This is a genomic window from Citrobacter sp. CK194 (genome assembly GCF_030333395.1).
Classification (GTDB): domain Bacteria; phylum Pseudomonadota; class Gammaproteobacteria; order Enterobacterales; family Enterobacteriaceae; genus Citrobacter_B; species Citrobacter_B koseri.
This window is the reverse complement of sequence record NZ_JAOWGA010000013.1, coordinates 451,650-465,398: the sequence shown is the minus strand read 5'-3', so window position 1 is coordinate 465,398 and position 13,749 is coordinate 451,650. Positions and strand designations below refer to the sequence as shown.

At 52.1% G+C, this 13,749-nt stretch carries 14 protein-coding genes; 10 read left to right on the top strand and 4 right to left on the bottom strand.

Features of this window, described 5'->3' with window-relative positions:
* The first annotated feature begins 19 nt into the window (after positions 1 to 19).
* The 8 genes from mrdA (at position 20) to lipA (ending at position 9,068) form a co-directional block, all read left to right on the top strand.
* Positions 20 to 1,921, top strand: a complete 1,902-nt coding sequence (mrdA, locus tag OGX80_RS04945; protein ID WP_071259763.1) for a peptidoglycan DD-transpeptidase MrdA — start codon at positions 20 to 22, stop codon at positions 1,919 to 1,921.
* Between the two features lie 2 nt (positions 1,922 to 1,923).
* Positions 1,924 to 3,036, top strand: a complete 1,113-nt coding sequence (mrdB, locus tag OGX80_RS04940) for a peptidoglycan glycosyltransferase MrdB (RefSeq protein WP_012133352.1) — start codon at positions 1,924 to 1,926, stop codon at positions 3,034 to 3,036.
* Between the two features lie 10 nt (positions 3,037 to 3,046).
* Positions 3,047 to 4,180, top strand: a complete 1,134-nt coding sequence (rlpA, locus tag OGX80_RS04935; protein WP_115181852.1) for an endolytic peptidoglycan transglycosylase RlpA — start codon at positions 3,047 to 3,049, stop codon at positions 4,178 to 4,180.
* 139 nt (positions 4,181 to 4,319) lie between these two features.
* Positions 4,320 to 5,531 carry a D-alanyl-D-alanine carboxypeptidase DacA gene (gene dacA / locus OGX80_RS04930; protein ID WP_115181853.1) on the top strand — a complete coding sequence of 404 codons (1,212 nt, stop codon included), beginning with the start codon at positions 4,320 to 4,322 and terminating at the stop codon, positions 5,529 to 5,531.
* A gap of 106 nt (positions 5,532 to 5,637) precedes the next feature.
* On the top strand, positions 5,638 to 5,901 hold the full coding sequence (ybeD, locus tag OGX80_RS04925; RefSeq protein WP_000850547.1) for a DUF493 family protein YbeD: 264 nt from the start codon (positions 5,638 to 5,640) through the stop codon (positions 5,899 to 5,901).
* A gap of 97 nt (positions 5,902 to 5,998) precedes the next feature.
* A complete protein-coding gene (lipB, locus tag OGX80_RS04920; RefSeq protein ID WP_047458192.1) occupies positions 5,999 to 6,640 on the top strand; it encodes a lipoyl(octanoyl) transferase LipB in 642 nt (213 codons plus the stop codon).
* A gap of 300 nt (positions 6,641 to 6,940) precedes the next feature.
* Positions 6,941 to 7,915 (top strand): YbeF family transcriptional regulator, encoded by a 975-nt coding sequence (locus OGX80_RS04915; RefSeq protein ID WP_047458193.1) that lies wholly within the window; start codon positions 6,941 to 6,943, stop codon positions 7,913 to 7,915.
* A gap of 187 nt (positions 7,916 to 8,102) precedes the next feature.
* Positions 8,103 to 9,068, top strand: coding sequence for a lipoyl synthase (gene lipA / locus OGX80_RS04910; protein WP_047458196.1), 966 nt, complete (start codon positions 8,103 to 8,105; stop codon positions 9,066 to 9,068).
* Positions 9,069 to 9,167: 99 nt separating this feature from the next.
* On the opposite strand, the gene tatE is transcribed toward lipA, so the two are convergent.
* Positions 9,168 to 9,371 carry a twin-arginine translocase subunit TatE gene (gene tatE, locus OGX80_RS04905; RefSeq protein ID WP_012133359.1) on the bottom strand — a complete coding sequence of 68 codons (204 nt, stop codon included), beginning with the start codon at positions 9,369 to 9,371 and terminating at the stop codon, positions 9,168 to 9,170.
* A 129-nt stretch (positions 9,372 to 9,500) separates the two neighbouring features.
* Complete coding sequence (locus OGX80_RS04900) at positions 9,501 to 10,289, bottom strand: deaminated glutathione amidase (protein WP_115181854.1); 789 nt, start codon at positions 10,287 to 10,289, stop codon at positions 9,501 to 9,503.
* 91 nt (positions 10,290 to 10,380) lie between these two features.
* Here OGX80_RS04900 and crcB point away from each other — a divergent pair, with 91 nt between their 5' ends.
* Complete coding sequence (crcB, locus tag OGX80_RS04895) at positions 10,381 to 10,764, top strand: fluoride efflux transporter CrcB (protein WP_024130549.1); 384 nt, start codon at positions 10,381 to 10,383, stop codon at positions 10,762 to 10,764.
* Positions 10,765 to 10,818: 54 nt separating this feature from the next.
* On the opposite strand, the gene cspE is transcribed toward crcB, so the two are convergent.
* On the bottom strand, positions 10,819 to 11,028 hold the full coding sequence (cspE, locus tag OGX80_RS04890) for a transcription antiterminator/RNA stability regulator CspE (protein ID WP_000034825.1): 210 nt from the start codon (positions 11,026 to 11,028) through the stop codon (positions 10,819 to 10,821).
* A gap of 187 nt (positions 11,029 to 11,215) precedes the next feature.
* Positions 11,216 to 11,779 (bottom strand): lipid IV(A) palmitoyltransferase PagP, encoded by a 564-nt coding sequence (gene pagP / locus OGX80_RS04885; protein WP_012133363.1) that lies wholly within the window; start codon positions 11,777 to 11,779, stop codon positions 11,216 to 11,218.
* A gap of 458 nt (positions 11,780 to 12,237) precedes the next feature.
* On the opposite strand from pagP, the gene dcuC reads away from it, so the two are divergent.
* Positions 12,238 to 13,623 (top strand): anaerobic C4-dicarboxylate transporter DcuC, encoded by a 1,386-nt coding sequence (dcuC, locus tag OGX80_RS04880; protein ID WP_012133365.1) that lies wholly within the window; start codon positions 12,238 to 12,240, stop codon positions 13,621 to 13,623.
* Positions 13,624 to 13,749: the final 126 nt, after the last annotated feature.

Below are 13,749 nucleotides of genomic sequence, written 5' to 3'. Positions count from 1 at the left end.
TGAGTAGATTAAGCAGCGGATGAAACTACAGAATTCTTTTCGCGACTATACGGCTGAGTCCGCGCTGTTCGTGCGCCGGGCGCTGGTCGCTTTTTTGGGTATTTTGCTGCTGACCGGCGTGCTCATCGCCAACCTTTATAATCTGCAAATCGTGCGTTTTACCGATTACCAGACCCGCTCGAACGAAAACCGCATCAAACTGGTCCCTATCGCCCCCAGCCGTGGGATCATCTATGACCGTAACGGCATCCCCCTCGCCCTCAACCGCACTATTTATCAGATAGAAATGATGCCGGAGAAGGTCGATAACGTTCAGCAAACGCTGGATGCGTTACGCAGCGTGGTCGATTTGAACGACGATGACATTGCCGCGTTCAAGAAAGAGCGCGCACGTTCACACCGTTTTACCTCTATTCCCGTCAAAACGAACCTGACCGAAGTGCAGGTCGCGCGTTTTGCCGTCAATCAGTACCGTTTTCCTGGCGTGGAAGTGAAAGGCTACAAGCGCCGCTACTATCCTTACAACTCCGCGCTGACCCACGTCATCGGCTACGTTTCGAAGATTAACGATAAAGACGTCGAACGCCTTGATAAAGACGGTAAGCTGGCCAACTACGCCGCCACGCACGATATCGGCAAGCTGGGGATTGAGCGCTATTACGAAGAGGTGCTGCACGGCCAGACGGGTTATGAAGAGGTTGAAGTCAACAACCGTGGCCGCGTCATCCGTCAGCTTAAAGAGGTGCCGCCGCAGGCCGGGCATGACATCCATCTCACAATTGACCTGAAACTCCAGCAATATATTGAAACGCTGCTGGCGGGCAGCCGCGCCGCCGTGATCGTAACCGACCCACGGACAGGCGGCGTACTGGCGCTGGTTTCCATGCCGAGCTACGACCCGAACCTGTTTGTGGATGGCATCTCCAGCAAAGATTACTCAGGGTTACTCAACGACCCGAATACGCCGCTGGTTAACCGGGCGACGCAAGGTGTTTACCCGCCGGCCTCAACGGTTAAACCGTATGTCGCGGTGTCCGCTTTAAGCGCTGGGGTGATCACCCGCAATACCAGCCTGTTCGACCCCGGATGGTGGCAGTTGCCGGGTTCTGAGAAGCGTTACCGCGACTGGAAAAAATGGGGTCACGGTCATCTGAATATCACCAAATCCCTTGAAGAGTCAGCGGATACCTTCTTCTACCAGGTGGCCTATGACATGGGGATAGACCGACTCTCCGAGTGGATGAGCAAATTTGGATACGGGGAATATACCGGCATCGATCTGGCTGAAGAGCGTTCCGGCAATATGCCAACCCGTGAATGGAAGCAAAAACGCTTTAAAAAGCCGTGGTATCAGGGCGATACCATCCCGGTGGGCATCGGCCAGGGTTACTGGACGGCGACCCCGATCCAGATGAGCAAAGCGCTGATGATCCTGATTAACGACGGGGTGGTAAAAGTGCCGCATCTGCTGATGAGCACGGCGGAGAATGGCAAACAGGTGCCGTGGGTACAGCCGCACGAACCGCCTGTCGGCGATATTCACTCCGGTTACTGGGAAATCGCCAAAGACGGCATGTACGGCGTCGCAAACCGCGCTAACGGCACTGCGCATAAATATTTCGCCAGCGCGCCGTATAAAATCGCCGCGAAGTCTGGTACGGCGCAGGTCTTTGGCCTGAAAGCCAACGAAACCTACAACGCGCACAAAATTGCTGAACGACTACGCGACCATAAACTGATGACGGCATTCGCGCCGTATAACAATCCCCAGGTTGCTGTCGCCATGATCCTGGAAAACGGCGGCGCGGGCCCGGCTGTCGGTACAATCATGCGTCAGATTCTTGACCACATCATGTTGGGCGACAACAACACCAATTTGCCTGCGGAAAACCCGGCGGTTGCAGCGGCGGAGGACCAATAATCGTGACGGATAATCCGAACAAAAAAACATTCTGGGATAAAATCCATATCGATCCCACGATGTTACTGATTCTGCTGGCGCTGCTGGTTTACAGTTCATTAGTCATCTGGAGCGCCAGCGGCCAGGATATTGGCATGATGGAGCGAAAAATCGGTCAGATCGCGATGGGTCTGGTCATTATGGTGGTGATGGCGCAAATCCCGCCTCGTGTCTACGAAGGATGGGCGCCCTATCTCTATATTTTCTGCATCATCCTGCTGGTGGCGGTAGACGCCTTCGGGGCGATATCCAAAGGAGCGCAACGCTGGCTGGATCTGGGGATCGTCCGTTTTCAGCCTTCTGAAATCGCCAAGATCGCCGTCCCCCTGATGGTGGCGCGCTTTATCAACCGTGATGTCTGCCCGCCGTCGCTGAAAAACACGGCTATCGCGCTGGTATTGATTTTTATGCCGACGCTGCTGGTTGCCGCGCAGCCTGACCTGGGCACCTCGATTCTGGTCGCCCTTTCCGGCCTGTTCGTGCTGTTTTTGTCTGGTTTGAGCTGGCGTTTAATCGGCATTGCGGTGGTGCTGATTGCCGCGTTTATCCCGATCATGTGGTTCTTCCTGATGCATGATTATCAGCGCCAGCGCGTCATGATGCTTCTCGACCCGGAGACCGACCCTTTAGGCGCGGGTTATCATATCATCCAGTCTAAAATTGCGATTGGCTCCGGCGGCCTGCGCGGTAAAGGCTGGCTGCACGGCACTCAGTCGCAGCTTGAGTTTTTACCCGAACGCCACACCGACTTTATCTTCGCCGTACTGGCGGAAGAGTTAGGCCTGGTGGGAATATTAATCCTGCTGGCGCTCTACATTCTGCTGATTATGCGCGGACTGTGGATCGCTGCCCGCGCGCAAACCACCTTTGGCCGCGTGATGGCCGGTGGTTTAATGTTGATATTATTCGTTTATGTCTTCGTAAATATTGGTATGGTGAGCGGTATTCTGCCCGTTGTAGGGGTTCCACTCCCGCTGGTCAGTTACGGAGGCTCCGCACTGATAGTGCTGATGGCCGGGTTCGGGATTGTTATGTCGATCCACACCCACAGAAAAATGTTGTCGAAAAGCGTGTAAGGGGTGCGCAATGCGTAAGCAGTTGCCAGGAGTCTGCGTCGCGGCAGGAATAATGTTACTCGCGGCGTGTTCGAGTGATGATGGTCAGCAGCAGGTTGCCGTCGCGCCGCAGCCTGCGGTGTGTAACGGGCCGATTGTTGAGATCGGCGGGGCGGAGCCACGTTATGAACCTCTGAGCCCGACAGCAAATCAGGATTATCAACGAGACGGTAGAAGCTACAAAATTGTCCAGGACCCGTCTCGCTTTAGCCAGGCCGGGCTTGCCGCCATTTATGATGCGGAACCCGGCAGCAATTTGACCGCATCAGGCGAAGCGTTTGACCCGATGCAGCTCACCGCTGCGCATCCAACGCTGCCGATCCCGAGCTATGCGCGAATCACGAATCTGGCGAATGGCCGGATGATCGTGGTACGCATTAACGATCGCGGCCCTTACGGTAACGATCGGGTGATTTCACTCTCCCGCGCGGCGGCCGATCGTCTGAATACGTCGAATAACACCAAAGTCCGCGTTGATCCCATTATCGTTGCGCAGGACGGTTCACTGTCAGGGCCAGGCATGGCCTGCACGACTGTGGCGAAACAGACCTACGCCCTGCCCGCGCGCCCTGATTTAAGCGGCGGCATGGGCAGCGTCTCTTCCGCGCCGGAATCGGTACAGCCGCAAGGCGATGTCCGGGCGATAAGCAATTCGACGCTGAAAAGCGATGACCCGAGCGGCGCACCGGTCAACAGCAGCGGCTTCCTTGGCGCGCCGACCACGCTCGCCTCCGGGGTGCTCGAAGGCAGCGAAGCAACGCCCGCGCCACAACCCGCCGCAGCGACACCCGCCGCAGCGACACCCGCCGCGCCGGTAACGGCTCCTGGTTCGACTCAGGGCGCAGTCGCTGCCCCGACGCCAACCCCGGCTGCCGCAAGCAGCGGTTTCGTGGTTCAGGTTGGCGCGGTCAGCGATCAAACGCGCGCGCAGCAGTACCAGCAGCGTTTAAGCCAGCAGTTTGGCGTACCGGGCCGTGTGATGCAAAACGGCGCGGTCTGGCGCATTCAGCTTGGGCCATTCGCCAGCAAAACTGAAGCCAGCGCGTTGCAGCAGCGTCTGCAATCTGAAGCCCAGTTACAGTCCTTTATCGCCAGCGCGCAGTAGCCTGCAAAGGGCATCTGAATTGTCAATTTCTGTAAATGACATTAACAAAGTCACGCGGAAAGTCAGATGCCTGCCGGTTATGCTTTTGCTATAGTAGGGCACTTTTTTTAATTCCATCACGGACGTCGTAGTTCAGACCATGAAGACCACTTTTTCCGCTCGTTTCATGCAGCGCATGGCGCTCACCACGGCTCTTTGCGCCGCCTTTATCACAAGCGCGCATGCCGATGACCTGAATATCAAAACCATGATCCCAGGCGTTCCGCAGATCGATGCGGAGTCGTATATCCTGATCGACTACAACTCCGGCAAAGTGCTGGCGGAACAGAATGCGGATACACGCCGCGATCCCGCCAGCCTGACCAAAATGATGACCAGCTATGTCATCGGCCAGGCGATGAAAGCAGGGAAATTTAAAGAAACCGATCTGGTGACGATCGGCAACGACGCCTGGGCTACCGGCAACCCGGTATTTAAAGGCTCGTCCCTGATGTTCCTGAAACCGGGTATGCAAGTTCCTGTTTCCCAGTTAATCCGTGGTATTAACCTGCAATCCGGCAACGACGCCTGCGTGGCGATGGCCGACTTTGCCGCCGGCAGCCAGGATGCCTTCGTCGGGCTGATGAACAGCTATGTGAATGCCCTGGGTCTGAAAAACACCCACTTCCAGACCGTTCATGGCCTGGATGCTGATGGACAATACAGCTCTGCGCGCGACATGGCGCTGATCGGCCAGGCGTTAATCCGCGATGTGCCAAACGAATACTCCATCTACAAAGAAAAAGAGTTCACCTTCAACGGGATTCGCCAGTTAAACCGCAATGGTCTGCTGTGGGACAACAGCCTGAACGTTGACGGGATCAAAACCGGCCACACGGATAAAGCAGGCTACAACCTCGTGGCGTCGGCAACTGAAGGCCAGATGCGCCTGATCTCTGCGGTGATGGGTGGACGTACCTACAAAGGTCGTGAAACAGAAAGCAAAAAACTGCTGACCTGGGGCTTCCGCTTCTTTGAAACCGTGAACCCGCTGAAAGTCGGGAAAGAGTTTGCCTCTGAACCGGCCTGGTTTGGCGATACCGACCGCGCCTCGCTGGGTGTGGATAAAGATGTCTATCTGACCATTCCTCGCGGCCGCATGAAAGATCTGAAAGCCAGCTATGTGCTGAACACGGCTGAACTGCATGCCCCGTTGCAGAAAAACCAGGTCGTCGGCACAATCAACTTCCAACTGGATGGCAAAACCATTGAGCAGCGCCCGCTGGTGGTACTACAGGAAATTCCTGAAGGTAACTTCTTCAGCAAAATCATTGATTACATTAAATTAATGTTCCATCACTGGTTTGGTTAAAAATTAAGCACTTGAAAGTGTGATTTCCATCCCCATATACTGAGTATCCTGATAACTCCCACACGCTGTGGGAGTTATTATTTTTTGATGTAATGCCGGAGCTGACATGAAAACCAAACTTAACGAACTGCTTGAATTCCCTACGCCATTTACTTACAAAGTAATGGGGCAGGCGTTGCCTGAGCTGGTTGATCAGGTGGTTGAAGTGGTACAGCGCCATGCGCCAGGTGATTACTCCCCGACGGTAAAACCGAGCAGCAAAGGTAACTACCACTCGGTCTCTATCACCATCAACGCAACCCATATCGAGCAGGTTGAAACACTGTACGAAGAACTGGGTAATATCGATATCGTTCGTATGGTGCTGTAATACATCCGTTCGTTACCCGGCGTTGCCCGGGTAACATCCTCCCCCGCTGTGATATACTTTTCTCCCTCTTTTGTTCATTCTCTACGGAGATGCCGTTTTGTATCAGGATAAAATTCTTGTCCGCCAGCTCGGTCTTCAGCCCTACGAACCCGTTTCCCAGGCCATGCACGAATTCACCGATACCCGCGATGAAAACACGCCCGATGAGATCTGGTTAGTTGAGCACTTTCCTGTTTTCACCCAGGGTCAGGCCGGTAAAGCGGAGCATGTATTAATGCCCGGCGATATTCCGGTGATCCAGAGCGATCGTGGCGGGCAAGTCACCTATCACGGCCCCGGCCAGCAGGTAATGTATGTTCTGCTGAATCTTAAACGCCGTAAGCTGGGCGTGCGGGAGCTGGTAACGCTGCTGGAACAAACCGTCGTCAATACGCTTGCCGAACTGGGTATTGATGCGCATCCGCGAGCCGATGCGCCCGGAGTTTATGTGGGAGAAAAAAAGATCTGCTCACTGGGTTTACGAATCCGTCGCGGCTGCTCTTTTCATGGTCTGGCATTAAACGTCAATATGGATCTTTCTCCGTTCTTACGCATCAATCCTTGCGGTTATGCCGGGATGGAAATGGCGAAAATATCGCAATGGGATAATAACGCAACGACGGATAATATTGCCCCTCGCCTGTTGGCCAATATTTTAGCCCTGCTAAACAATCCACCTCATGAATATATTCCTGCTTAATCAATAAAATATAATGACCCACGCAATTCATGGGTCATTAACTATATATTGCTTGAATGCTTTACTTCTCCGCCCGGTTTCTATATTTTCGTTATGCCTAAGCTAAAACCGTCAATGACGCAACCTCATCAGCCATCAGAATGAGGGGATTCGCCGTGGCTAAAATCCGAATGTACTGTTTGTTACCCTGTTGAAATTGTTACTGATATTGACATTCAGGCGATATTTAAGCCAAATCAAAAATGCAATAAATATAAACCCTACTATTATTTATAACGTGAATAAATTCGGAGCGAGAGCGTGAATGATAATAATCTGCCGGGACGACGTCTAATCGAGCAACGGCCAGAAGACAAACCTCAAATTTTCAGAACGCTGAGAAATATTGACCTTAATCTCTTGACTATTTTTGAAGCGGTATACGTTCATAAAGGCATCGTCAATGCTGCGAAAATTCTTAATTTAACGCCATCCGCTATTAGCCAGTCTATTCAAAAATTACGCGCTATATTTCCCGACCCGCTATTTATCCGTAAAGGCCAGGGCGTGACCCCGACGGCCTATGCCACCCACCTGCATGAGTATATTAGCCAGGGGCTGGAATCTATTCTGGGCGCGCTGGATCTGACCGGCAGCTACGACAAACAGCGCACCATCACGATAGGCACGCCTCCCTCTATCGGGGCGTTAGTCATGCCAACCATCTATCAGGCGATCAAATCCCGGTATCCGCAGCTTCTGTTACGCAACATTCCGGTAAGCGACGCCGAATGCCAGCTCAGCCAGTTTCAGACCGATTTGGTCATCGATACCCATATCTACAGTAGTCGGGCCATTCATCACCATGTGCTGTTTGCCGATACTGTTGAGCTGGTTTGTCGCCAGGATCACCCTTCACTTTCCGCCCCGCTAACCGAAGAGAAGCTGAAAGCGGTCGACCATACTCTGCTGATGCTCGAAGGGCAGAATTTCAGCCTGGTGCGTCAGCGTATCCAGGACCTCTTCCCTGAACGACAAATCAACTTTAGCAGCTACAACATCTTCACCATTGCCTCACTCATCGCCAGCAGCGACCTGCTGGGGATGATGCCTACCCGGTTCTACACCTTATTTAGCCGTTGCTGGCCGCTCAAGCGCATTCCCTATGCGCCACTGAGCGATGAGAGAATCGACTTTTCGCTGCATTACAACAAATTAAGCTTGCGTGACCCGGTGCTGGAGAATGTTATTGATGTAATACGCGATGCGTTTCGAACCGGAGATGTTGCTGCTTAGTCACAGGAGATGTTGGGCAAATGGCACAAAACAACAACTATTTTACATTTTGCCGACCACTCAGGCTGCTTTATGGCCCGTTTCAATGATATACTGCCTGTAGTTAATTCAAAAATAGTTGATAAATACAACATTCCCTTGAATTGAAACGCTTTCCTTCGTTATTCGCAACTGGAACACGCACGCTATGAGTAAACCCATTGTGATGGAACGCGGTGTCAAATACCGCGATGCCGATAAGATGGCCCTTATCCCGGTTAAAAATGTGGCAACAGAGCGCGAAGCCCTGCTGCGTAAACCGGAATGGATGAAAATAAAGCTTCCAGCGGACTCCACTCGTATCCAGGGCATCAAAGCGGCAATGCGCAAAAATGGCCTGCATTCTGTCTGCGAGGAAGCCTCTTGCCCTAACCTGGCGGAATGTTTCAATCACGGAACCGCCACCTTTATGATCCTCGGCGCGATTTGTACCCGCCGTTGCCCGTTCTGTGACGTTGCCCACGGTCGCCCTGTCGCCCCGGATACCAACGAACCATTAAAACTGGCTCAGACGATTGCGGATATGGCGTTACGCTATGTGGTTATCACCTCCGTTGACCGCGATGATCTGCGCGATGGCGGCGCTCAGCACTTTGCTGACTGCATTACCGCGATTCGTGAAAAAAACCCGGCAATTAAAATTGAAACGCTGGTGCCTGACTTCCGTGGCCGTATGGATCGCGCACTGGAGATCCTTAACGCCACTCCGCCAGATGTCTTCAACCATAACCTTGAAAACGTACCGCGTGTCTATCGTCAGGTACGCCCAGGCGCCGATTACAACTGGTCGCTGAAGCTGCTGGAGCGTTTCAAAGAGGCCCACCCGGAAATCCCAACCAAATCGGGTCTGATGGTCGGTCTGGGAGAAACCAACGCTGAAATCATTGAGGTTATGCGCGACTTGCGCCGTCATGGCGTCACCATGCTGACGCTGGGCCAGTATTTACAGCCAAGCCGCCATCACCTGCCGGTACAGCGTTATGTTAGCCCGGAAGAGTTCGATGAGATGAAAGCCGAAGCCATGGCGATGGGCTTTACCCATGCCGCTTGCGGGCCGTTTGTTCGTTCTTCTTACCATGCAGACATGCAGGCGAAAGGACTGGAAGTGAAGTAATCGAGTAATACTCGCTTACATTTAACGCATAAAAAACCCGCTTAAACGCGGGTTTTTTCTCTTCAGAGTCAGTGAAGGAGCATCCTGCTCGCGTCATGATCACTCTTTATGAGAGAGTTTCTCAGCCTGAATATCGCCGCCCGCTTCTTTTTTCGCGCCAGCGTCTTCATCATTCATCGCCTTTTTGAAACCTTTAATTGCCGTGCCCAGGTCTCCGCCCAGCGTACGTAACTTCCTGGTACCAAACAGCAGAACGACCAGTGCGGCAACCACCAGCAGTTTGGTAATACTAATCTCACCCATAGATACCTTCTTGACTTAAAATCAGGCGGCTTAACGCGCCATATTAACCTGAGAATATTAACGGTCATTCGACGCGCGCACACAATAGCAATCTGTAACAAGGTGAATCAAGCTTAGTTTAAAAAAACATCATAATAATTGCGGTGGCGCAAAACGACGGTTACGTAAAACGGGAAGTTGCGCCCGAACTTGCCTGACGCGCTCGGCGGAGACCTCGGCCATAATCAGCGCCGGAGTCTCTGCCGCAGCGGCTACTGTGACGCCAAACGGATCGACGATTCGGCTCTGACCGATATTTTTGTTGCCGCACTCCCCTGCGGCAACGATATAGCAGGTTGAATCCAGCGCTCTTGCCGCCAGCAAGGTCGCCCAGTGATGCTCTTTCAGCGCCCCTCTTACCCAGGCGGCAGGCAGCACCAGAATGTCAGCCCCCTGCAAAGCCAGCGCCAGAGCCAGCTCCGGGAAGCGCAGGTCATAGCAGGTCATTAACCCGACTTTGATCCCCTCAACATCCAGCAGCGGGGCAATGGTGTCGCCTGCATCAACGCTGCGGGACTCCTGAATCGAAAAGGCATCGTACAAATGCAGCTTGGCGTAATGCGCAACAATCTTTCCCCCGCACAACGCAACCTGCATGTTGAATGCCCGCCCCGGCGTTGAAGGAACATGAATCGTCAGGATTGTCGTCATCGTATTGTGCGCGCTCTCACGCAGCAAGCAGCGCAAAAATCCGCCCTCCAGTAGCTGCGCGGACTTAACCGACAGATCGGGATCGCGATCGTCGCGAGCCAGCAGCGCCTCAGGCAACACCAGTAAGGAAACGCCATTTTCTGCCGCCTGAGACATTAACGAAACGCATGTTTCGGCGTTCTTTTCCCAGACCGACGCCACGGCGAATTGTCCTGCTGCAACGAGCATACTCCCCTCCGACCAGATTCGTTAAACTCGCCAAAGATGTTTATTCGGCGTTACACTCATCCCATATACAATCAAATAGCAGGAATATTCAGTGTTACAACTCCTTTTAGCAGTTTTTATTGGCGGTGGTACAGGAAGCGTAGCGAGATGGATGTTGAGTATGCGGTTTAATCCGCTTCATCAGTCCATTCCGTTCGGCACCCTGACGGCGAATTTGATCGGCGCCTTCATCATCGGTATGGGCTTCGCCTTATTTAGTCGCATGACGAATATTGATCCGATGTGGAAGGTATTGATTACCACCGGTTTTTGCGGCGGCCTGACCACGTTTTCCACCTTCTCAGCGGAAGTTGTTTTTTTGCTTCAGGATGGACGTTTTGGCTGGGCGATGGTGAATATACTGGTCAACCTGCTCGGGTCATTTGCCATGACCGCGCTTGCGTTTTGGCTGTTTTCGGCATCCACCGCGCATTAAGGGCATAAAAAAACCCGCCAGTTGGCGGGTTTTGGAATTCTTGCTGTCGTATGCTTACAGAGCGATTACGTTAGCAGCAGAAGGGCCTTTGGCACCGTTAGTGATTTCGAACTCTACGCGCTGACCTTCAGCCAGAGTTTTAAAACCATTAGTCTGGATTGCAGAGAAGTGTACGAACACGTCTTTGCTGCCATCTTCCGGAGTAATGAAACCGAATCCTTTGGATTCATTAAACCACTTAACGTTACCTTTAATCTTAGACATCAAAATTACCTTTACATGAAAAATAGACACAAATGCTGTGTCGGGTACCAGTACATCAATTGTGGTGCATTTTGTCCAGTCCAACTTTGCCAAAAAGTGATAAATATCGCGTTATTTTTTAGATTTTTTGTACTACCTATTGTTTTATAACGCTATTTTATATACCACTAACCAGGCATATCACTCATCAAAACTGGAAACGCATCCAGGCAAAGTAGACGTTACCGTTGTTATACGTACCGGGGATGTAAGTCATCTGGAACGTTGCCGGACCGTAGCCTATCGAGGCTAACGGCAACAGAACCGGCACCGGAATGTACTTCCAGTTATCACGCGCCGTTGCGCCAGCGGTAAATCCCAGCCCCATGTGGAAGTTTTCATCTGCCAGAGGTCGCCAGGTTTTTTCCCAACCGTAACCGCCGATAGGCTCCCACTTATTGAAGGAGTCTTTAAACGCCATGATGTAAAGCCCATGCCAGTTGCCTTTATCATCCCAGCGTGACTGACCAAACCCGGCCCCCCACGGGCGCTCATTGTAGCGATCCGTTTTTTCTTTATCGTAGGCAAACCGCGCATGCCAGGTAATGGCCGGCACGTACAAATCATAATGCTCGGGTTGTTGCCAGGTTTCCGACACATTATCTTTCAGCGTATCAAACCAGCCTTTATCTGCTGAAAAGGCCTGGGGCAGAAGGGCGAATTGCACAAAGAGAAATGAAAGAACAAGAAAATATTTTTTAGCGACAATCACAACTTAATTACCATCCTGGAGTTCAATACCGATCGTAGCAAAACGAACCTGAATGGAATCTTAACAAAAAACAGGTAACGAAAAATCAGAAAACTCCCCTTTGCAATAGCGAACCCGCTTATTTCCCGTTTATTTCATACGGATCATCGCCGTTTACTGAAACTTTTTATCATCAGGAAAGGGAATCTGGCCTGTTATAATTCTGTACACCACCTCACAGTTAACATTACATTTCCATAAAAATAACAAATACAAAACAAATACGTTTCTACGTAAATTTTTCGCCTGAGAGATTTCATATTCGTTGCCTGCATGAAAAAATAACAACACAGGACGTTTAATCCGTCCTTTTCTTGATTTTAATCAGCAAGGGGAAGCGGTTTATTCGGCACATTTTCCACCACTTTCTGTTCCTTTTTTATTCTTACTTTCTGGGCGTCCAGGCGACAGGGGAAACAATGCTAACGTTTATTGAACTCCTTATTGGGGTTATGGTTATTGTGGGTGTAGCGCGCTACATCATTAAAGGTTATTCGGCAACCGGCGTGCTCTTTGTGGGCGGCCTGGTGCTGCTGATTATCAGCGCGTTAATGGGGCATAAAGTCCTGCCCGCCAGTGAAACCAGTACCGGCTATACCGCGACGGACATCGTTGAATACATTAAGATTCTGTTGATGAGCCGTGGTGGCGACCTCGGTATGATGATCATGATGCTGTGCGGTTTCGCCGCCTACATGACGCATATCGGCGCAAACGACATGGTTGTAAAACTGGCCTCCAAACCGCTGCAATACATTAACTCACCTTACCTGCTGATGATCGCCGCCTATTTTGTCGCCTGCCTGATGTCGCTGGCGGTCTCTTCGGCAACAGGGCTTGGCGTATTGTTGATGGCAACGCTCTTCCCGGTGATGGTTAACGTCGGGATCAGCCGTGGCGCTGCCGCCGCCATCTGCGCTTCCCCCGCAGCGATCATCCTCTCTCCGACCTCGGGCGACGTGGTTCTGGCGGCAAAAGCGGCTGAGATGCCGTTGATTGATTTTGCCTTTAAAACAACCCTGCCGATCTCCATTGCCGCCATTATCGGTATGGCGATTGCCCACTTTTTCTGGCAGCGTTATCTGGATAAAAAAGAGAACATCTCCCATGAAATGCTGGATGTAAACGAAATTACCACCACCGCCCCGGCGTTTTACGCCATTCTGCCATTCACACCGATTATCGGCGTTCTGGTTTTTGATGGTAAATGGGGTCCGCAGCTGCACATTATTACTATTCTCGTCATCTGTATGCTGCTCGCTGCCGTGCTGGAGTTCATTCGCGGATTCAATACACAGAAAGTCTTTTCCGGTCTGGAAGTCGCATACCGCGGGATGGCTGACGCATTTGCGGGCGTAGTGATGCTGCTGGTCGCAGCCGGGGTATTCGCTCAGGGGCTGAGCACTATCGGTTTCATCCAGAGTCTGATCTCTATCGCCACCTCGTTTGGCTCCGCCAGTATTATCCTCATGCTGGTACTGGTGATCCTGACCATGCTCGCGGCAATGACCACCGGTTCCGGTAACGCGCCTTTCTATGCCTTTGTCGAAATGATTCCCAAACTGGCGCACTCTTCCGGTATTAATCCGGCTTACCTGTCCATTCCGATGTTGCAGGCTTCAAATCTGGGGCGCACGATCTCCCCGGTCTCTGGCGTCGTCGTTGCGGTGGCAGGGATGGCGAAGATTTCGCCGTTTGAAGTGGTGAAGCGTACTTCCGTTCCGGTTATGGTCGGGCTGCTGGTTGTCATCATTGCAACTGAAGTGATGGTGCCAGGCACTTCTTCCGCTGTAGCAGGTGGTTAAGCGAAGTAATTTGTAGACGATTCGCCGGATGGCGGCGTAACGCCTTATCCGGCCTACAAATCTTCCCCGTAGGCCCGGTAAGCGCAGCGCCACCGGGCGATTGCGTAACGCCTTATTCCGGCCTAC

Excerpts from the sequence above, each read along its gene's own strand:
- mrdA (WP_071259763.1), top strand. The coding sequence starts at position 20 with ATGAAACTACAGAATTCTTTTCGCGACTATACGGCTGAGTCCGCGCTG.
- rlpA (WP_115181852.1), top strand. The coding sequence starts at position 3,047 with ATGCGTAAGCAGTTGCCAGGAGTCTGCGTCGCGGCAGGAATAATGTTA.
- dacA (WP_115181853.1), top strand. The coding sequence starts at position 4,320 with ATGAAGACCACTTTTTCCGCTCGTTTCATGCAGCGCATGGCGCTCACC.
- ybeD (WP_000850547.1), top strand. The coding sequence starts at position 5,638 with ATGAAAACCAAACTTAACGAACTGCTTGAATTCCCTACGCCATTTACT.
- lipA (WP_047458196.1), top strand. The coding sequence starts at position 8,103 with ATGAGTAAACCCATTGTGATGGAACGCGGTGTCAAATACCGCGATGCC.
- tatE (WP_012133359.1), bottom strand. The coding sequence starts at position 9,371 with ATGGGTGAGATTAGTATTACCAAACTGCTGGTGGTTGCCGCACTGGTC.
- OGX80_RS04900 (WP_115181854.1), bottom strand. The coding sequence starts at position 10,289 with ATGCTCGTTGCAGCAGGACAATTCGCCGTGGCGTCGGTCTGGGAAAAG.
- cspE (WP_000034825.1), bottom strand. The coding sequence starts at position 11,028 with ATGTCTAAGATTAAAGGTAACGTTAAGTGGTTTAATGAATCCAAAGGA.
- dcuC (WP_012133365.1), top strand. The coding sequence starts at position 12,238 with ATGCTAACGTTTATTGAACTCCTTATTGGGGTTATGGTTATTGTGGGT.